Here is a 20,576-nt window from a genome sequence, read left to right on the forward strand (position 1 = left end):
TTAATTAAGCAGTCAAATACACAAGTCACATAATATCAAATTGATAAATCTATTTTTAAATATCATTAACTTACACGAAATTATTATTGTAAGAAGAAATTAATAGCACATTATTTGTTGTCATTAGTCATATTCATAAATATCAAAACGGTAATTGACCGCGCCTTCATCATTAACCCATGCCGTTTGATAAATAATTTCAACTGGCACTTTTTTTCCTTTATTAAGACTAATTGTGCGCGTTTTTTTACTTCTAGAAAATGTGTTAAATTGAGATTCATTTTTTCCTGAATATTGTAATAATGCCAAAGCCAATGATTTTGATTCCAGCACACGTACACAACCAGAGCTCAGTGCACGGTCATGCTTATTAAATAATACCGGGTATGATGTATCATGCAGATAAATAGCTTGGTTATTGGGAATATTAAATTTATATAAACCTAACGCATTTTTTTTACCTGGTTTTTGGCGTAAACGGTATGGGAATTTATTTGGCGAAAATAAATCATAAGGAATTGAATTTATATTTATTTTTTCAGTACTACTCCAACTACGAATAACTTCATAATTATGGCGTCTCAAATAACTCCGGCTACGCTTCACCTTCGGTAATATATCTTTCTTCATAATTGAATTGGGTACATTCCAATAGGGATTAAAGACCACAGAATTAACCACAGAGTTAAAAATCGGGGTTTGCCGCGATGGCTTGCCAACAATCACCTTGCTGCTCATAACCCAACGACCATTCAGCCATAACTTCATATAATAGCTTGGAATATTCACAACAATACCCGTATAAAGGCTAGTCGACCACAACCGTAACCGTTGTGCATTTAATGCTAATAGCCGTACACGTTGAGTGGGATTTAATGCTAACCATTGTTGTGTTTGCGAGCCAATAACACCGTCACGTTTTAAGCCATGCCTCGCTTGAAAGCGTTTTATTGCCAACACCAACGTACCAGTATATAGCGATTTATGCTGTTGCTGGTAACGCTTAGCTTCACGAGGTGATATGTCACCTAATCGTTCAAGTATTATAAGTAAACTGGGTATAAAGGTAATATTTTTTCCTGGATCAACTTTGCCATTAAACCTCAATACTGGCCAACGGAATGCATGTTGAGAATCCAATTTATTGATTGATGCGACTAATTGATTATATTCTGAAAGCTGTGGTTTTAAGCGAACAATAAATTGATTAAAACGATGATTCTCATAATTATCAAGCATATTTTCAATCGCTACACGACTAGGTGGTGGTAATGTTGAAGGAGCGGTTTCACCAAACAACCACAATTTACCTTTACCATGTAACTGTTCAATAAAACTGATATAGATTAATAAGGTATCTGTTGCTATAACATCATATTGTTGCCAGTTTCTTTGTTGTTGTAATTGAATCAATAAATGGTACCTAGCGGTTAATTCTTTATTTGTTTCAGATAGACTAAGAATACGAAGTTGATCTATAAAATCATTTATTACTTGTTTGCTCTCCCAAAATTGACGAAATCCGGTTGATAAATATAATTCAACTAATATTGAAGGATATTTAAGACGTGCTTTATTTGCATTAGCATCTGCAACCCATCGTTGGGCACCATTAAGCATATTTGTCGGTTTATTGATAGTCACTAATGAGGACGATGGGTTATTTATATTTAATAAGGTCTGTTCACGATTATCTCCAAGTTGTTGAGAATAGGCATATTGTACTTGTAAGTAAAAGCTGATAAATACTAATATGACAATAAAAAAAGCATTCTTAATAAATGTCATTAAATACCCCTATTCACACGTCAGCATGAAAGTAAAACTATATTTGATGATTAAATATAGAATAAAAACATATTCGCAAATCTTAGAAATACAAATATTATTCAATATTTAGAATAACAATTTCTTTTCATTGAAGATTAATCTTAGAGCCTAAAAGTGCGTGTTATGCACATCAACAGTACAATAACAATATCCAGTCAATTAACCTCACTGCGTTATCTCATATTGTATGTAATGTCCCCCTCGATACAAGGATAAGAATAGCTCTCATTTTCATAAACAGCTTGAATTTACAACCTTGAAACACTTAAATGTAAAATCAATGACACATAATTCCTTTTATCTATAAATAAATTAACTAGATACAGATAAAGACCAATGAAAACATTATAATTCTTGTATACTCTCATCATGAAAGTACCTTCTACATTAGAATGATTTTATAGCGTTATTACATACAGATTTAATTGGAGAGTTAGATGGATAGGCACGAAGAAGTATTGATTGCTCTGCGACAAATTATTCGAGCAATTGACCTACATTCTAGAAAGTTGAATAAGAATGCCGGACTGACTGGTCCACAGTTAGTATTAATGCGTGCAATTCGTGGATCAGGCGAGATTACTATTCGTCAGCTATCTAATAACACCAATATGAGTCAAGCAACAGCAACAACAATTCTTGACCGTTTAGAAAAACGAGGCTTAGTTGTTCGTCAACGGAGTGTACTTGATAAACGCAAAGTCCACGCTCATTTGACAGAGGCTGGCGTAACGTTACTTAATAAAGCACCATTACCATTACAAGACAGCTTTATTTCTCAATATCAAGAGTTAGAAGATTGGGAACAATCACTACTACTTTCTTCCGTACAACGTATTTCAACTATGATGAATGCAGAGCACCTCGATGCCGCACCATTATTAGAAGTTGGTAGTATTACAAAGCAAGAAAAATTGCATGTAGATAGCTCTGACGACGAATAACAGCAATTAAAAACCGACATTGTTGTCGGTTTTATTTTACTGAATAAAAGTTATCCCGCTAATACAGGATCAACCTGATACTTCATCAACGTTGATGGCACTTGTTGTTGAGTTAACTCATACATTGCTAATAATAATGCTTGTTTAATTGCTGTTTCATCATGTACCTCAACCGCTGATAAAGCACAATCCAAAGCCTGTTTTATTGCCTCAACTTTCATACGAATGAGCAGTATTTGTTCCTGTTCTGATAACGCTAATTGAGTAATAACTTGTGCGTTTGAATCAGTGTTCTGAGCATGACTCAAAATACTTAATTGCTGACTTAGCAAATCTAAAGTGCAAATCGAATTAAGTAACGATGGTGGGGATTTTATCATTGTAATATCCTTATTTATCAATGAAAAATAAACATTAATTTATAGTAATACATATTTAATCAGCAAGTTGTTAACGCGATCAAATAATAGATATTACATAGAGTTAGGCAATATTTTACTTATTAATCCCTGTTATTATTACTGATAAACCAAACAGCAATAACATCACCTCTATACACTCAACTTACATCTTTAAAACATTATACGTTCCATAACACACTCTTCTTTTTCTCACCTAGCCTCAGTCGCTATCATCCCGTATTATTGATTCCTCTCTTTCATCAATGGAATCAACCAATGTTACTTGAAGGTATTGAAACGTTATTAGTACTCGCGGAAGAAGGTACTATGAGTCGCACTGGCAGTCGGCTGTATATTAGCCAATCAGCAGTAAGCAAACGGATTGCTAAATTAGAAACAACGTTAGGAACAAAGTTGATTGTTCCAGCAGGAAGGTTAATAAAACTAACCCCCGATGCGTATGCATTAATTAAAAACGTTGGGCCTAGTTTTAATGAAATTCGAGGGCTGATTTTTGAACATCAAAATATAGACGATCAAAGTATTATTACGATTGATTGCTCTGAAACCTTAGTGGCAGGATATTTATCACATGCACTCGGACAGTATTTTCAACATGATAAATACATTGCGATTACAACGCATCATACACCAATCATTGTTGAAAACATTCAATCAGGTAAGGCATCGATTGGCTTTTGTGCGGGGCACTTACCAGCTAACTCGCGCTTTATTGCAGAGCATTTGATGGATGAGCCTTTTAAAGTGGTTTTTAATCAACCACTACTTACACTGCCGACCGCTATTGTTACCAATGATTTAAAAAACCCATCCAATATCTCTCAGGCTGCAATACTGCAAAAGCAAGGGATCATGCCAATAATGGAAATGGACTCTTACACAGCTGCTGCACAATTGGCACTAGCAGGTATGTTACCTGCTCTAGTGCCTAATTCAATAGTCAAAACTTTAAACATTCACGCTAAATTCTGTTTTGAATTTGAAGAATTAGCAGAACTAACTCGGCCAATCCATCTAATCTACCGTCAAAATAGTTATAAATTACCGCGTGTTAAAAAACTAATTGAAACCATTGCGGGTGCTGTTGCCACAACAACTTGATCGCCATTCCCATCGACATAATAACAACCATTGGTCGAATAAAACGCTGACCTTTACTAATAACAACATGTGCGCCTAATCGCGCCCCCATAAAACCACCCACAGCCATTATTAACCCCACCTTCCAAACAGGTAATCCAGCCAAAATAAACAATATTAACGCTGCAATATTAGAGGTGAAATTTAAAACTTTAGTACGAGCGGTCGCTTCTACTAGCCCTAATTGAGCAATAACAACAAAACAAATTGTAAAAAATGAACCTGTGCCTGGGCCAAAAAAACCATCATAAAAACCGATACTTGTGCCTACTGAAAATGCAAAAGCCGCTTCTGATAATCTAGGAGTGCCTCCCCCGGTACCAATATTAGGGGAAAATAAAAAATACAGTGAAATGCAAACTAATAAAATAGGAATAAGGCTTGTCAGTATGCTCGCATCAATATACTGCACTAACACAGCCCCCGCAGCTGAACCTGCAAACGTACAGCCTATAGCCAATCGCATTTGTTTAAGATTAACTAATCCATTACGGACAAAATACCAAGATGCTGAAAAACTACCAAATGAGCTTTGTAATTTATTGGTTGCCAATGCTTGAGCCGGTGGAATCCCAACAGACAAGAGAGCTGGCACTGTGAGCATTCCTCCACCACCAGCGATTGCATCAATAAATCCGGCCGCTAACGCCACACAAAATAAAATAACTAATACATCTATACCTAATTCCATTTACGATCACTTTATTAATCAACATACTAATAGCAGAATAATAACGGTGATTAAGTATATCGAACAGTGAAAGCTAGGATAGCAACCCATTCCGGTTTGGAATGGGTTTATGAAGCCTAATTTTGATTACGGCAGATCTCAGCAGGAAAAGACAATTGCACCATAATAAAACGCTTAAATAACTCATCATACGGTTGGTCATCAACGGCTTTTTGCATACACATAAGCCATGCTTGTTTTTCAGCTAAGCCAATATGGTAGTGGTGATGAGCACTAGCAAGGTTCATGCGTCCATAGCGCTCGATATAATTGTCTTCCCCTCCCATCCAACCAATCAAAAACGTTGTCAGTTTTTGCTGAGCTTCAGTCAGATTATCACTGTGCATAGCACGTATCGTTGCCGCTTCAGGTAAGCTCTCGATATAGTAATAAAAATCAGTAACAAGTTGTTGTACACCGATCTCACCACCCGCCGCCTGTAAAATGCTCTCTCCTTGTTCAAACTTCGGGACATTACGCTTTTTTACACCTGAAAAATCATCACCTTCAGGGAACTCAACTTTATCAACCATTTCATTATCACTTTATTAAAATCCTTTTTTTATAGTATAAGAAATAAATAAAGAGCAGCCATAGCCACTCTTTATTATTTATTGTTGATCACATTTTTAATTAACTCACATACAAAGGCCCACTAAAAGAGGTAACAGGAGGTACTTTGCCCGTGAACTTTTCAAAATTAACCACTACTGTATTAGCACTGGTTGCTTGAGCAAGCTCTGAGGTTGGAATATCAATGGTTAATGTATTAGGATCACCATAAGTATCTATAGCGCCAATATCATTATTGAGTGGCCCAAACCATGCTCCTTCTTCAATACGAATCACCCCTGTTGGATAATGGCTTGAAAGTACAGCGCCGGCTAATAACTGCCCACGATCATTAAACACTCTCACAATATCGCCATCTTTAATGCCTTTTTTCTTCGCATCATCAGGATTGATATAAACGGGTTCATGCCCTTTTACGGCATAGGTATTACGGAAGTCTTCAGAATCACACATCTGTGAATGTAGACGTTTATTGGGATGGCATGATTGTAACCAAAATGGGAATTTATTTGATTTTGGCCCACCGTGTGAACGTTCTTCTTTTTCAAACCACATCGGATGGCCTTGGCAATGTTCATAGTTATAACGCGCAATTTTACGGCTATAAATCTCAATAAAGCCTGAAGGTGTACCTAAACTATTAATCTCAGGATCTTCTCTGAAAGCCGCGTGACTAACGTAGGTTTGATCGGTTGGGAACGCCACTAATCCTTGCTGCCAAAACTGACTAAACTCTGGCATTTCATGTTTATCTTTATTTGCTTTGCGGCAGTCATTATACAGTTGTTCTATCCACTGCATTTCAGTCATACCACGAGTATATTGCTTACTTTTCCCAAAACGCTCTGTTAATTCAGTGAATATCTGAAAGTCGGTTTTTGATTGATATAATGGATCAACCAATTTGTGCATCGCTAGAATACCACTGGTTGAGTAAGTACCATATTGGTCAAGATCACTACGTTCAAATTGTGTACAAGCCGGTAAAACAATATCAGAAAAACGGCACGTTGGTGTCCATGTATAATCAATATTCACCACCGTTTGCAGCTTTCTAAATGCCTCTTTCATACGATTACGTTGTTGATGGTGATTCCATGGATTACAGCCGCTAAACACCATCATTTTAATATCAGGTAATACGACATCACTGCCGTTATATTGAATTTTCTTACCCGGTTCCATAATGGCATCAATCCATCGAGCAACGGGAATAGTTGAGCTATAACCTTTAAAATCAGTATTATTCCAGATAGGCTGCTGACCTTCATCGACATTACGCGGAAAGCCACCCGGCCCGGCCGCGGTACTAAAAGGTAATCCAACCCCACTATAAAAATGCGAGTAAGACACACCACCTCCAGGCAAACCAATTTGACCTAGCATGGAGGCTAACACCGCCCCCATCCAATACGGCTGCTCACCATGCTGTTGACGTTGCACTGCCCAACCAAACATCAACATAGTACGATCTTTCACTAAATTACGCGCAAATTCTCGAATCGCATCAGCTTTAACACCACAAATAGGTTCAGCCCACTCTGGCGTTTTAGCTATTTTGTCTTTACCTGTGCCTAATAAATAAGGTAAGAACTCATTAAACCCCAGTGTATACATTTCTAGAAATTGCTTATCGTACAAATCTTCTTTATACAATGTGTGCGCAATGGCAAGCATGAAAGGCACATCAGTTTGAGGATTAACGTATTGATGTTCACAATTAAAATATTGTTGCGATTTTGATACCACAGGATCGACCGAGATCATGCGGATCTTGCCATCAGCCACTTTCTGTTTTAATTGCTCATAGTAAGCATAAGAACCATGGGTTTCGCATTGCCATCCTACTTGGCTATTTTTAATCGGATCATTTGACCACCATATCAATGTCTTACAATCTTTAAGTATGGTTGACCATGTGGTTGCTTGGGCATAAACCTCTGTTGAGCCTAATACGTAAGGTAAAATGGTTTGGCCTGCACCGGTTGAGTAATCACCGACTTTCTTAATAAAGTTACCATGCATACCCACAGCTCGTTGCATGTGCGACGTACAACTTTGGAACTGTCCTGTTTCTCGCCATCCTGTTTGACCAGCATGTAATGCCCAAGGACCGTAATCTTTCTGTACCCGTTGTAATTCTTGATAAAATAAATCTAATGCTTCATCCCATGTCACCCGTACAAAGCGATTATTACCACGAGTTTCACCGCTATATTTATTTTTCTTGAGCCAATCTAAGCGCACCATCGGATAGCGCACCCGTGAAGGACTATAAATTAAGCCTTTGATCCCGTTTAACATATCGGTAGGATTTTTATCAAATTCTAACGGTTTTATTTCAGCGACTTGGCCATTATATATTCGTGCTCGAAATGCACCCCAATGAGAGCCCGATACTTTCCAAATGCCCGGCGCATCGGCTGTTGGCGTATTAGTATCACTCGCGTGTGCAACTTGTAATAATAACCCTGGGCCAATCACAGAAGCGGCACTGGTTGTCGCTAACCCTTGTAAAAATTTACGCCGACTCAAAGACATAGATCTTTCCTCTTTTTAAACGGGATACGCTATCAATGTTTATCTTTTGCAAAATCTGATGAATGATTTTGTAAATATTTCAAAACAATGGCTTCACTGTCGGTATCAAAATTTACAAAAGCTAACATGCCATTAAACATTCCCGGCCACGTATTGGCATCAAAATGATTTTCGGCAGGTTGAGTATGACAGACACTACAATTAGTTTTATAAGCTGATTGGGCAACTGACCAAATATCATTAACATTACTCACAAACTTCGCTTTTTCTACCCATAGCGTCGCTGTGACTTGTTGCCATTTAAGCCCGGTAACATCATCTTCTTTTTCGGTCGTCCCTTTAACAATATCTTTATTTTGAGCTGCTGTTTTGCTTAATGCTGCGGTAGGAATATTCATCCCAAAATCTTGATTAATAACGCGGCCAAACCCTTTTTCCTTACGCCAACCGCTGATCTCAATTTGTAGCATGTCATCTTTAACAGCGACAACTTTGACACCCGATGCAGGCTCTAATGAACCACCATCTTGGGTTTTTGCCTCATCTTCAAACATAGGAATAAACTGCATGCTGTAATAAGTATTACCGTTCTCATAATCTGTATTTTGTGCTACAGCCGCTAATTCAGAAATCATACCGCCTGATGAATCCATATTTGACGGTAAATGGTGGGCAATCCCTTTATGACAATCAATACAGCTTTGATCTTTTGCAGCCGCTTGCTTCATCTGTACTTGTGCCCGTGGCGACATTTCATCCCATTTCATACTGTCGTAACTGTGGCAGCTTTTACATTCTAAAGATTTATTCGCCGCAAATCGCTTCCACTCATGCTGAGCCAACTCCAACCGCTTCGCTTCAAATTTTTCCGGGGTATCAATAGTGCCGACAATTGCACCAAACACTTCTTTACTGGCCTGCATTTTACGGGCTATTTTATCGGTCCAATTATGGGGAACATGGCAATCAGGACACGTTGCCCTCACTCCTGCATTATTCTCCCAGTGAATGGTGCCTTGTAATTCTGGATAAACGGTATCGCGCATTGAGTGACAACTAATACAAAATTTTTCAGTATTAGTCACTTCTAACGCAGTATTAAACCCACCCCAAAAGATAACACCAGCAACAAACCCACCAAGGGTCAGTACACCAAGACTTATCTTCGCAGCAGGACGCCAAAAGGTTAACCATAATTTTTTTATAAACGTCACCATCGTTCTCCCTCCGTTGTTTATTTCATCGAAACATTACAACCTACCCATGCCCTGGAGGACCAAAAACAAACACTTGTAACGCCCATATCGTAAAACCATAACCACTGACTAATGCTATGGATAACAACGGAAATAACAGAATAATAATGAATAAAAAGGCCCACCATTCATAGCGACCTCGTTCTTGCTCGGTAATCTCAGTACTAGCCATAATCGACCTCTAAATAATCATTACAATAGCGATATACCATTCACGAATAACAATGGGTTGATGAAATTATAGTCAATGATAATTAACCTTCACGATCAAACTACAAATAAGTTCCGCCAATTTGGACTTACTCACTTAAATAACAGCCATAAAAAAAGCCAGCATCACTGCTGGCTTTTTATAACAACTCACTAGATTCTATTGGTATAAGTGTGTTTACACAGGTTCAATATCCAATAATGTTTGTACTGGCATTTCAGCAACCTTGGGTTTATTACCAAAACCACGTAAACCCACCACATGCACATGCTCACGGTCTTTAAATATTTTACGTACCAATTTATAGGTCGTGCCCTTTTCAGGACTGATATTTTCAGGGGCCGCAATCAATAATTGCATATCTAGACGTTCACATAACTCAAATAAGGTCGCAATAGACTTACCATCTAAACGCGCTGCTTCATCGAGGAACAATAAACGGCAAGGAATAATATCTTTACCGCGTAAACGGCGAGATTCTTCTTCCCAGCTTTGTATAACCATCAATAGAATGGCTTGACCTGTACCAATCGCTTCACCCGTCGATAACGCACCTGATTCTGCTTGTAGCCAACCATCAGTACCACGGTTAACTTCAATATTCAGCTCAAGGTAGTTACGGTAATCCAGTAACTCTTCACCTAGAATTTGCGGTGAGCGCTGACCCATATCAATATGTGGATTTAAACGCTGGAATAATTTCGCAATCGCTTCTGAGAACGTTAGACGCTGATTACCAAATAAATCGTTATGTTGGTCTTTTTGATCAAGTAACCCAAGCAGTAACGATTCATGCGTTTCACGTACTTTAACGTTAAGACGTACACCACATACCTGTCCAAAACCAACATGTTGTAGGCCTTGGTTAAGCATACGAATACGATTTTGCTCACGCTGAATTGTTTTGCGAATAATATTTGCTACAGAATCTGAACTGATGGCTAAACGTTGTTCACGAGCGGTCAGTTCTTCTGTTAAACGACCAAGCTCAGCTTCCATTTCTTCGATAGCTTCAACAGGATCATCGGTGCGAATAATATCGTGACGAATACGCTCACGTAGATGCTGATACACGGCGATATAGAACAACACTTTACGCTCAGGACGCGCCACATCTTCTGAGGCACGTAATGCATCACGTAAGTTTTCGTTATCAGCCACCGCCAGACGCAACGCACCTAGCGCTTTATCTGATAATGAACGTAATTCGTCAGCTGACATGTATGCCATTTCACGGCGATGTAAACGACGTTCAACATCACTTTCACGCGCAAGACGTAATACCGCACACCAACCCGCTTTAGCATTCACAACCAACTTACGGAAGTCTTGGTAATCTTTACCCACTTTACGTAAACGCTTCATCAAGCCTTTCATTTCAAGCTCAATTGACGTGGTTGATTTTTCTAATGTACTACGACGATTACGTGAACTGTGCAAACGTTCATTGAGTTCATTTCGACGTACTAATGCACGTTCTTCAGCTTCAACATCTGCACGCACACCTAACTCTTGCAGTTCACGTTCAAACTCAAGCACAGTTTCATTCTTAGCCTGGTGCGAACTTTTCAGTGATGCCAATAACTGATTATATTGGTTGGTTTGCGCACGTGATTGCTTCAAACTTGCACGAGCAGTATTACGTTGCTGCTCTGCTGTCGCTAATTTTAGTTTTAGCTGTTCATTAAGCTCTGAACTCTTATTCAATAACTCAACTGAATCAGCATAACTAAAGTGATGACGACGCTCAGCTAAATCTGCAACCGCAAAGATTAATGTTTTCAATTGTTGCAGTTTTTGATCAGCCGCTTCGTAATTAGCTTGTAATGTATCAAACTGCTCAGGATCGGCATCAAGTGCTGATACTAACCCTTCAAGTTCAATTAATGCTTTACCGTAACGATCCAGATAATTACGTGCTTCATCCATCTGCGAAAGTTGCTGTTCAACTTCAGCAAAACGTTCAGTTAGCGTTTCATCTTCAAGCAATGTCACGATTGGGTTTAATTTACCCAATAAGGTTAAGCCTTCACGTGCTGCGGCCAGTTGACTACGTTGTTGTTGCTCTTGTGCTTGTGACTCTGCTAACTGACGCATGATCTGATTACGCTGATCACGAGCTTGTTTTAGTTCAACCTCAGGATCGGCATTAAATGCAATCGCCATGTGGGTTGCCACAAAACTATTAAAACTTTGGTATAAACGTTGCAGCTTTTGCGAATCAAATGCCGCTTTTGCATGATCTTCTACCACTTGATCACGTTCATCACGTAAAAACTCTAACCGTTGTTCACGTGCAGCTCGACCAAACAGTGGTACTTTAGGAAAGCGCGAGTAACGCAATTGACGATCATTGAGATGTACACATACCGCATTCTCAAGTTCATCAACATCAAAACCACTATCATCAAATGAGTCAGCATCACCTTCAATGATATAAAGGTCATCAGGGCAATCATCTAGAGCAATCAGCTTTTCTTTAATACCGCTTAAATCAGGCACAATAATAGCATGGCGCGATGGACCATACATCGCACTGAAATAAGGCGCATCAGCAAGCGTAATGTCATCATAAATTTCAGATAACATGGTTCCGCCAAGCGTATCAGCTAATGTACGTAAACCTGAATTATCACTACCGCCAGGCTGTGCCAAATGCTCAATATCATGCTCTAAAGTTTGCTTCTGTTGCGCTAATTTATCACGCTGCGCTGATACTTGACGTTCATTATCAAGTGTTGCTTGCATCGCATCCATAACAGCTTGGCTGCTAATTAACTCAACATTGGCTTGATCAGAAAGTGTCTCTAATGCATCTGATGCAGCAATCCACGCAGGAGCTGAAGCTTCAAGTGCAGTAATACGAACAGCTAAGCCTTGCTCGTTATGACGCATGTCATTACGCTGCTCGACTAAGCTTGCTTGATCTTGCTCTAAGCTTTCTAAGGTTGCTTCATGGCGCGCTTGTTCTTCAGCTAATGCCAATTCACCATCAATAGTAATCGCAAACTTTTTCGTATACGCGCCAGCTAACTCAATAGCTTGACGTTGGCTACGAACACTGCGCTCTAAATCACGATATTGCGCTTTAAGTTGATCACCACGTTCAGAAACAGAACGAAGTTGACGTCCATGCTCTATTAGCTCACGCGCTTTATCACTCGCATTAGTACGATCGACAACACCGGCAATTGTCGTCACAATCGCTAAGCCTTTTTCAAACTGCTGCGCGGCAGCTGATGACATATCAAGCTTATGTTTTAATGCCAATAAAGCCGTTGTTTGTTGTTCCTGTTGTTGTTTAAGCTGCGATAAATACGGTGGCGCTTGATCAGCCAGCATTTGAGGATCACCAGATAGCTGGCGCGCCTTTTCTAATGCTTGTAATGCTTGTTGATATTGCAGCGCACGTGTCTGCTGCATATCTAATGCTTGCTGGTAGTCTGCTAACTGGGTTTTTAAACTATCAACTTCTTCTTCTGTTAGCTGTGATTGTTCTTCGGCTATTGCTAATTGCTCTGCCGCTTCTTCAACCACCATCACTTGTTCTTCAAGACGCTCTGTTAGCTCTTCAAGATCTTCTTTGTAACGCTCAATTTTCTCAGCTTGACGAACTGCTGCTTGAACTAACTGTAAATGATCAGACGCTGACTGGTGATCTTGTTCTAATGCACTTTCTTGATCCGTTAGCTCCGCTAACTCAGCATTCATGTTATTTAACGATGACTGCTGATCAATCAGCGTTTGGCGTGAACCCATAAGCTCACCACGTAAACGCAGGGTTTGTTCTAATTTTTGCTGACGCTCATTAGCATGGCGCATATAGTCAGCTGCAACATAATTAGTTGCTTCTGAAATCAAATGCTTAAATAAGTCACGATCACTTTGAGTTAATTTAATCGCTTCTAACGTCATACGGTTTTCACGTAAGGCGGCTTCCATATCTTGGAACGCTTTTTTCACCCCAGAGTTATGCGGTAATAAATAATCACGCAATGAACGGGTGATCGCACTTGAAATACCACCATATAAAGAAGCTTCAATCAGACGATAGAATTTTGAACGATCTTGGCTATTACGTAATTTTTTCGGTAACACGCCCATTTCAAACATTTGTACATGGTAGTCCGTTACCGAGTTAAATGTTTTAAACTGCACCCCTTCGTACTGACTAACAAGATCTTTGACATCGTTAAGCTGACGAACACGGGCTTGATTTTCAGAAATCGTTTCAACTAATATTTCAGCAGGTTTGATATGCGATGGTAAGCCTTGAATCAAAAATGGCTTAATATCTACTTTCTTATCGCGGCCAGCTACTTGCTGTAATTTAACCGCAAAAATAATACGCTGTTGCTTTGAGTTAACCACATCCAGAGCGGCGTAACAGGCACCGGGTTTTAATTTACCGTGAAGGCCTTTGTCACGAGAAGCATTTGAACTTCCCGCTTCAGTGGTATTACGAAAGTGAAGGAGGCTTTGGTCTGGAATCAATGTCGTGATAAACGCTGCCATTGTGGTAGATTTACCTGCACCGTTACCGCCTGAAAGCGTTGTCACCAAATTATCAATATCAAAAGTACGCGCAAAAAAGCCGTTCCAGTTGATCATGGTGAGCGATTGATACTTGCCGCGTTCCATTAAATACTACTCTCCTGTCCCGCTTGCTCTACATCTTGTTGCATTTCAAGCATTTCTTGATTATTAGTGTCAATATCATCAAGCAGACTTGATTGACTTGACGCTTGCTGGTGAACCACGGCTTCACCGTCACGAATCAATCGTAACTGTGCTTCACGAACATCATCACCCGTACGTACATCAGCACCAAAGCGGAAAACAGATTCACTAATACGGAACTTGCCATTTTCACCAATAGGAATAAGCATTCCTAAACGACGTAAACGACGTAACGCTGTTTTTACTTTATCAAACAGCTTTTCACGATCAAGATCTGAACCTGAAGCGCGGTTGGTGACAAGTTTCATTAGCTTTTGTTCATCTGCTAATACCAACAACTCATCAAATAATTCTTGGTTAGTAAAGATACCTTCGTGAGCTAGACGCTCAGGGCTAAGGTAAAGAAAACATAAGACTTTACCAACGAGCATATCAATTTCAGATAATACTGAGCGACCAATCAATGAGGTCGAACGTGGGCGCAAGTATAAAAAACCTTCCGGTGCACGTACAAGTTCTGCATTATAACGACGGTAAAACATCGCTAACTCTTTCTCAAACTCAATTAAATAAGCGTGGCTATCTAAATCTTCACTTGAAACATGGCGACCAGAACGCAAAGCGTTATCTAGCGTCGGGAAAAGTGGGTTAGCAATGGCTTTAGCCAACTTCTCCGGCATAAATTCTTCAATATTTGTCAATGACATGGGCTTGTACCTTGGCTCCGTATTCGTTAATTGCTTTCCAATCAGGCTGAATGGCATTGAAATCAGCTTCGGAATACCCCATCCTCACAGCCTGATCAATCACAATCCGCGCTAAATCAAAATGTTGTGCATACGGATGTTGTGCCAAATAATCTTTAAGTAAAACACTCAAGTTGATTGGTGCACCTGTTGCTTTATGTGCTTTTAACATCAAACCGACTTTCTCAGCCAATTGATCGTTAACCAAATCAAGTTCTTCAAATTCCATTTCACCAGGAACGATACCAGTTACTTCATCATCCCGTAAAATTAAGGTTTCATCACGCATATCAAGTAAGCGTTCAGCATCTGCAAATGTCAGTAGCCATGGTGCATCGAAGTAATCGGTCACCGATTGGCGTAATCGTTGACTAAAGGCACGGTTTTTATCCATATCAATTGCGGTACGAATAAATTTATGTACGTGGCGGTCATAGCCAATCCATAAATCAATTGTTTGTTGTCCCCAACTGATGATGCGATCTAACTTCATTTGCAGGATGTAAATCATACCATCAACAAAATCGAGATCATCACGTCCTTGAATCTCTTCTTGAATCGCAAGTAGCTGACTTTGAAGCTGATCACCTGCGGCTTGCAACGTATCTTGTAATTCACGCAGTGTTGATGATGTTTCATCAAGTAAGACTTCACAACTACTGATGGCGGCTTGCCAATCTTGATTTAATAACTCAGCAATATCGAGCTTAACTTGTTGTTGCTGCTCATCCATTGCGCGTTGGTTTAAATCAATTCGATCAAAGATTTCAGCGACGGAATATTTTAAAACCGCATGCACATTTTGACGCCAATGTTTTTCATTACCGCCTTCTTGTGCTGCAGTCGCCGCTTTATTGATCTCATCGGCTACCATTGCTAACTGAATCGATAATTTTAGCGTTGAGAACTCACGTTGGCGCACGTAATAGTCAGTGATGCCGAGCGCTAACGGACTTAATCGATAAATGCTAGCACCGTCAGTAACCTCACTGGTAAAGCGTGATATTAACCGCTGTCTTACCAATTCATTAATGGCGTTATTGGCGCGAAATGCCAGGGTTTCCTTGGTTTGGCCGAACATATCGCTCACAATACGAAATGCATCGACCAACTCACCTTCCCCTAATTCTTCATCAAAGCGATCACCACTTAACACTGCAATCGCTAACAAGAACGCCAGCCGTTCTGTTGGTAAATTAAGGGCAAATTCATTATTTTTGACCCAATTTACTAACTCAGGAACAGTCTGGGTAACTTCACTCATCCCTTGTCCTTATTGCTATCATTTAAATTTGTCACTACCGTGGGTGTTACTTCTGTAAATGGCTTACGCGCATACACATGGATATAACGACCTAATGACAAAAAAGGTTCCTGACGACAAAGCTTTTGCTCCATATCAAGAACTTGTTCGAAACTGTAATCACCCATTCGATCATGATGCATGTAATCATGGAATGTGCGTACACCGGTTTTACCCATTATGTCAAACCCAGCATCAGTTAAACACTGATATACATCATCAGGCTTTATTCCTTGCTGAGGTTGTAATTTAAATCGTTTACGGTGTGGCATACCTTGTTCTATATGGGTTAAATTACCACAAATCAGATTCTTAAATAACAATCCGTTATAGTTATAAAACATAACCGAGATAACACCGCCGGGTTTTACGTTATCTAATAAACCCATTAATGTTGTAATCGGATCAGCCAACCATTCCATAACCGCATGAAAGAGAATTAAATCAACGGGTGCCTCTATATGCTTACTAATTTCTTGAATTGGTGAATGCACTAACCGATATTGCTCAATTAAGCCATTTTTAGCAATTTCTTGCTCAGCTAGTGTCAACATTTCGCTAGAAAGATCACATAACGTCACTTGATGCCCAAGCGCAGCGATTTTTTGAGATATTTGCCCAATACCGCCACCAGCATCTAATACTTGCAGGGGTGAAGCATCATTCAATTGTTGCAATATATATTCAATATCTTGCCAAACAACAACTTGTCGTATTTGGCCTTTCGCTGTGCCATAAATATTGTCAGCGAACTTTTTCGCCAAATCGTCAAAATTTCGGTCTTTTTTCATGGCTCATTTACGTTATGATAGCGACTCTAGAATATGGCTTATTTTCTCACAAGCAGTAAAGGAATAAAGGCTTGTGATCGATTTTAGAGCTCAACTGCTGAAATTTCGGACGACATATTATGTTTATACTTAAAAAAATCATATCAGCGCTACTGATGCCGCTACCCTTCCTGTTACTAGTGGGCATTATAGGTTTATGCGTGTTGTGGTTTACACGTCGAAAAAAATTAGCCTCTATCTTGATGAGTATCTCTTTAATTGGCATTTTTTTATGTTCATTCCAACCTATCACGACTGCATTGCTACGCCCATTAGAGCAAGAAAACGCCGCCTTTGTGAGTACCACCAAACCAATTAGTTATGTCATGGTCTTAGGCAGCGGCCAAGTTATCGATAAAACGTTTCCTATTACCTCAGAATTATCGCCAACAGCCATTACACGCTTAGTTGAAGGCATTCGTATCTTCCGCATGTACCCTGATGCTAAATTAATTCTCTCTGGCTTTGGGGGCTTAGCTTCTCATGGTATTAGCCACGCACGATTAATGGCACATTTAGCTATCGCATTGGGGGTTAATAAACGGGATATTCTGTTATTTGAATCAACAAAAGATACCAAAGAAGAAGCATTTCAAGCCGCTGATGTCGTTAAAGATAAAAATATGATTTTAGTAACATCAGCCAGCCAAATGTCACGTGCACTTTACTATTTCCATCAAGCGGGATTACACCCTATTCCAGCGCCGACAAACTTTAGAGCCAGTAATCAAATGCGTGATTTTGTTCCTGATTCAAGATTCCTTACTCAAATAGAAATTGTTGAGCATGAGCGTTTAGGGCAATTATGGCAGCGTATTACTAGCGAGCTATTAAACCCGCAAATTGAACATCAACAAGCAGAAAAAGTAAAACCTGAGACATTATAAGATTTCCAATGTCATGTTTTAGTTAATTATTTTAAGGCCAGTTGCGATATGATACGCACTGGCTTTTTTTAAACTTTAACAGCAGTTTGCATAACTATTAAGATCATACAATTTTAAAATTTCTTTTTATCGTATTATTTCACTTTAATCTCAGCATGCTTTACTGTATTTCATGATAAAATAATGGCTTACTACTTAAGAAAGAATTAAATTCATGAAACTTTTAATCCGTAACCTTTCTCGCAGCACAACTGAAGTTCAAATTCACAAAATGTTTGAAGAATTTGGTAAAATTAGTGCTTGTAACCTTGTATTAGACGACAAAACAGGCAAATCAAAAGGATTTGCATTTGTTGAAATGGCTGATGATGAACAAGCAACTCGCGCAATGAAAGCTCTTCATGAAATGATGGTTGATAAAAGCCGTATCCGTGTAAAAATTGCCGAATAATTACAGCAATTAATTTACCCATAAAAAAACCGAGTAAGTAATACTCGGTTTTTTATTATTGAGATAACGGATATCAACTCGCTGTTTTGTTAACTAACTAACTGCCGTACTTTTTCCAAATCATCTAAGGTATCAACCCCTGCTGGTGGCGCATCAATAGCAACATCAACATGAATTTTCTCACCATACCAAAGCACACGAAGTTGCTCTAATGATTCGATTTGCTCCAGCGGACTTGGTTGCCAATTAATATAAGTATTAATAAACCCAGCCCGGTAAGCATAAATCCCAATATGGCGCAGTAAATTATGATGCACAATACGCGGTTGCTGAGCAAAATTATCCCGATCCCAAGGAATGGCGGCACGGCTAAAATACAATGCGTAGCCGTCTTTATCAGTAACCACTTTTACAGCGTTAGGATTAAAAATTTCATCATGATGATCAATCTCTACCGCTAATGTTGCCATCGGTGCATTAAAATGCGCAATATTATCGGCAACTTGACGAATAATTGTATCAGGGATAAGCGGCTCATCACCTTGAACATTCACCACGATATGATCATCAGCAAGTTGATATTTCTCAACCACTTCAGCCAAACGTTCAGTACCTGATTGATGATCAGTGCGAGTTAAACACACCTCACCACCAAAACCTTGTACCACATCGACAATACGCTGATCATCAGTTGCAACAATAACTTGATCTGCACCAGATTTACATGCTTGTTCGTAAACCCATTGCACCATTGGTTTACCTGCAATATCAGCTAACGGTTTACCCGGTAAACGGGTTGATTGATAACGTGCAGGAATAATAACAGTAAAGGCCATTACTTAACCTCGTCAGAACTTAATGTACGCGCTTCTGAATCAAGTAGGACTGGAATACCGTCATCGATAGGATAAGCAAGACGATCAAACTTACACACTAATTCATTCTTTTCTTTATCGAAATTTAATTTGCCTTTACATACAGGGCAAGCAACAATTTCAAGCAGACGGTGATCCATACTTTTCCTTAACCTCTATAATCTGTTTAATGATAGCTGATGCTTGTGGCTCAGAGATAACCGCATCGACAGGCAGATACCACCAATTATCCTCAGCAAATGGGTAACATTTTACCGCATCTTTTTCAGTCATCACTAAATGTTGCCCTTGTTGGGCTAAACTTAATAATGTTTGATGAGTAAAGGGTTGATGATCAGCAAAAGGCTGGCATGCAACAGGCTTTACTCCTAACGCATTCAATGTTGCAAAAAATCGTGGTGGATGACCAATCCCCGCCATTGCAACGACAGATGATAAAGACGAGGCATCACAACGCGCGCCTGTTTTAACGTTAATCAACGCTGACGGAGCTAAGTACATTGTCGCTTCATTGGCATCAGCAACACCACCATTACAAATCAAAAAATCAACTTGATTTAAACGCTGGCACGATTCTCGTAATGGACCTAGTGGCAATAAGTGTTGATTACCAAATCGACGTTGACCATCAATGACAACCAACTCTATATCACGTGCAAGAGCATAATGTTGTAATCCATCATCAGTAATAATGATATCAACATCATGCTCTAATAGTAACTTTACCGCATCACTTCGAACGGGAGCAACCGCAACGGGTACTCCCGTTCGACGACGAATTAAAACCGGCTCATCCCCAGCAATATCCGTGTTAGTATCACTCTCAACAAAATATGGATAATACGGTGCTTTGCCACCATAACCACGTGAAACAACACCTGGTTTTAATCCTTGAGCCAAAAGTTGTTCCACCAACCAGACCACTACCGGTGTTTTGCCATTACCACCAGCGGTGATATTACCAACAATAACCACCGGTACTGGCGCTCGATATGCCATTTTCTTGCCTGTTGTATATTGATTCCGTTTTCGACGGCTTAATACACCAAACAATTGACTGAGTGGCCACAATAATGGCCACAACAGATAATAAGCAATGCGAGTTTTACCTTTTAATGCTGATTGGTACCACATAGCTTCAATGAAAGCAGCCACAA

The 20,576-nt window shown here is 39.4% G+C and carries 18 protein-coding genes; 4 read left to right on the top strand and 14 right to left on the bottom strand.

Annotated features, from left to right (window positions below):
- Positions 1–123: 123 nt before the first annotated feature.
- A complete protein-coding gene (locus CZ809_RS06655) occupies positions 124–1,788 on the bottom strand; it encodes a L,D-transpeptidase family protein (protein WP_080156651.1) in 1,665 nt (554 codons plus the stop codon).
- A gap of 479 nt (positions 1,789–2,267) precedes the next feature.
- On the opposite strand from CZ809_RS06655, the gene CZ809_RS06660 reads away from it, so the two are divergent.
- Entirely contained in the window at positions 2,268–2,774 is a 507-nt protein-coding gene (locus tag CZ809_RS06660) for a MarR family winged helix-turn-helix transcriptional regulator (RefSeq protein ID WP_080156652.1), read from the top strand.
- Between the two features lie 50 nt (positions 2,775–2,824).
- On the opposite strand, the gene CZ809_RS06665 is transcribed toward CZ809_RS06660, so the two are convergent.
- Complete coding sequence (locus CZ809_RS06665; RefSeq protein ID WP_080156653.1) at positions 2,825–3,154, bottom strand: hypothetical protein; 330 nt, start codon at positions 3,152–3,154, stop codon at positions 2,825–2,827.
- Between the two features lie 297 nt (positions 3,155–3,451).
- Here CZ809_RS06665 and CZ809_RS06670 point away from each other — a divergent pair, with 297 nt between their 5' ends.
- Positions 3,452–4,297 (top strand): LysR family transcriptional regulator, encoded by an 846-nt coding sequence (locus CZ809_RS06670; RefSeq protein ID WP_080156654.1) that lies wholly within the window; start codon positions 3,452–3,454, stop codon positions 4,295–4,297.
- On the opposite strand, the gene CZ809_RS06675 is transcribed toward CZ809_RS06670, so the two are convergent.
- The 9 genes from CZ809_RS06675 to cmoM all read right to left on the bottom strand — a co-directional run bounded on the left by CZ809_RS06675 (position 4,248) and on the right by cmoM (position 17,167).
- A complete protein-coding gene (locus tag CZ809_RS06675; RefSeq protein WP_080156655.1) occupies positions 4,248–5,027 on the bottom strand; it encodes a TSUP family transporter in 780 nt (259 codons plus the stop codon). The two genes, CZ809_RS06670 and CZ809_RS06675, sit on opposite strands and share 50 nt — an antisense overlap.
- A gap of 116 nt (positions 5,028–5,143) precedes the next feature.
- A complete protein-coding gene (locus tag CZ809_RS06680) occupies positions 5,144–5,599 on the bottom strand; it encodes a group II truncated hemoglobin (RefSeq protein WP_080156656.1) in 456 nt (151 codons plus the stop codon).
- A 100-nt stretch (positions 5,600–5,699) separates the two neighbouring features.
- Positions 5,700–8,180, bottom strand: a complete 2,481-nt coding sequence (gene torA / locus CZ809_RS06685) for a trimethylamine-N-oxide reductase TorA (protein ID WP_080156657.1) — start codon at positions 8,178–8,180, stop codon at positions 5,700–5,702.
- A 32-nt stretch (positions 8,181–8,212) separates the two neighbouring features.
- Positions 8,213–9,397, bottom strand: coding sequence for a pentaheme c-type cytochrome TorC (gene torC / locus CZ809_RS06690; protein ID WP_080156658.1), 1,185 nt, complete (start codon positions 9,395–9,397; stop codon positions 8,213–8,215).
- Between the two features lie 40 nt (positions 9,398–9,437).
- Positions 9,438–9,608 (bottom strand): periplasmic nitrate reductase, NapE protein, encoded by a 171-nt coding sequence (locus CZ809_RS06695; protein ID WP_080156659.1) that lies wholly within the window; start codon positions 9,606–9,608, stop codon positions 9,438–9,440.
- Between the two features lie 216 nt (positions 9,609–9,824).
- On the bottom strand, positions 9,825–14,288 hold the full coding sequence (gene mukB, locus CZ809_RS06700; protein WP_080156660.1) for a chromosome partition protein MukB: 4,464 nt from the start codon (positions 14,286–14,288) through the stop codon (positions 9,825–9,827).
- The gene (mukE, locus tag CZ809_RS06705) at positions 14,288–15,034 is read right to left on the bottom strand and encodes a chromosome partition protein MukE (protein ID WP_080156661.1); all 747 of its coding nucleotides are present in this window, start codon (positions 15,032–15,034) and stop codon (positions 14,288–14,290) included. The genes mukB and mukE overlap by 1 nt, the downstream gene beginning before the upstream one ends.
- Positions 15,015–16,337: a chromosome partition protein MukF gene (gene mukF, locus CZ809_RS06710; RefSeq protein WP_080156662.1), complete on the bottom strand. Its 1,323-nt coding sequence runs from the start codon at positions 16,335–16,337 to the stop codon at positions 15,015–15,017. The genes mukE and mukF overlap by 20 nt, the downstream gene beginning before the upstream one ends.
- Positions 16,334–17,167: a tRNA uridine 5-oxyacetic acid(34) methyltransferase CmoM gene (cmoM, locus tag CZ809_RS06715; protein WP_080156663.1), complete on the bottom strand. Its 834-nt coding sequence runs from the start codon at positions 17,165–17,167 to the stop codon at positions 16,334–16,336. The genes mukF and cmoM overlap by 4 nt, the downstream gene beginning before the upstream one ends.
- Before the next feature lie 119 nt (positions 17,168–17,286).
- Here cmoM and elyC point away from each other — a divergent pair, with 119 nt between their 5' ends.
- Positions 17,287–18,093 (top strand): envelope biogenesis factor ElyC, encoded by an 807-nt coding sequence (elyC, locus tag CZ809_RS06720; protein WP_080156664.1) that lies wholly within the window; start codon positions 17,287–17,289, stop codon positions 18,091–18,093.
- Positions 18,094–18,307: 214 nt separating this feature from the next.
- Positions 18,308–18,544 (top strand): RNA recognition motif domain-containing protein, encoded by a 237-nt coding sequence (locus CZ809_RS06725; protein WP_080156665.1) that lies wholly within the window; start codon positions 18,308–18,310, stop codon positions 18,542–18,544.
- An 89-nt stretch (positions 18,545–18,633) separates the two neighbouring features.
- Here CZ809_RS06725 and kdsB read toward each other — a convergent pair whose 3' ends face one another.
- From kdsB to lpxK, 3 genes are read right to left on the bottom strand one after another with little or no spacing between them, the layout of a single operon-like run.
- The gene (gene kdsB / locus CZ809_RS06730; RefSeq protein ID WP_080156666.1) at positions 18,634–19,380 is read right to left on the bottom strand and encodes a 3-deoxy-manno-octulosonate cytidylyltransferase; all 747 of its coding nucleotides are present in this window, start codon (positions 19,378–19,380) and stop codon (positions 18,634–18,636) included.
- Entirely contained in the window at positions 19,380–19,559 is a 180-nt protein-coding gene (locus CZ809_RS06735) for a Trm112 family protein (protein WP_045035565.1), read from the bottom strand. Before CZ809_RS06735 ends, kdsB begins: the two co-directional genes overlap by 1 nt.
- A complete protein-coding gene (gene lpxK, locus CZ809_RS06740; protein WP_080156667.1) occupies positions 19,540–20,574 on the bottom strand; it encodes a tetraacyldisaccharide 4'-kinase in 1,035 nt (344 codons plus the stop codon). The genes CZ809_RS06735 and lpxK overlap by 20 nt, the downstream gene beginning before the upstream one ends.
- Between the last annotated feature and the right edge of the window lie 2 nt (positions 20,575–20,576).

Origin of the sequence: Photobacterium piscicola, assembly GCF_900166965.1 — a bacterium.
GTDB lineage: Bacteria > Pseudomonadota > Gammaproteobacteria > Enterobacterales > Vibrionaceae > Photobacterium > Photobacterium piscicola.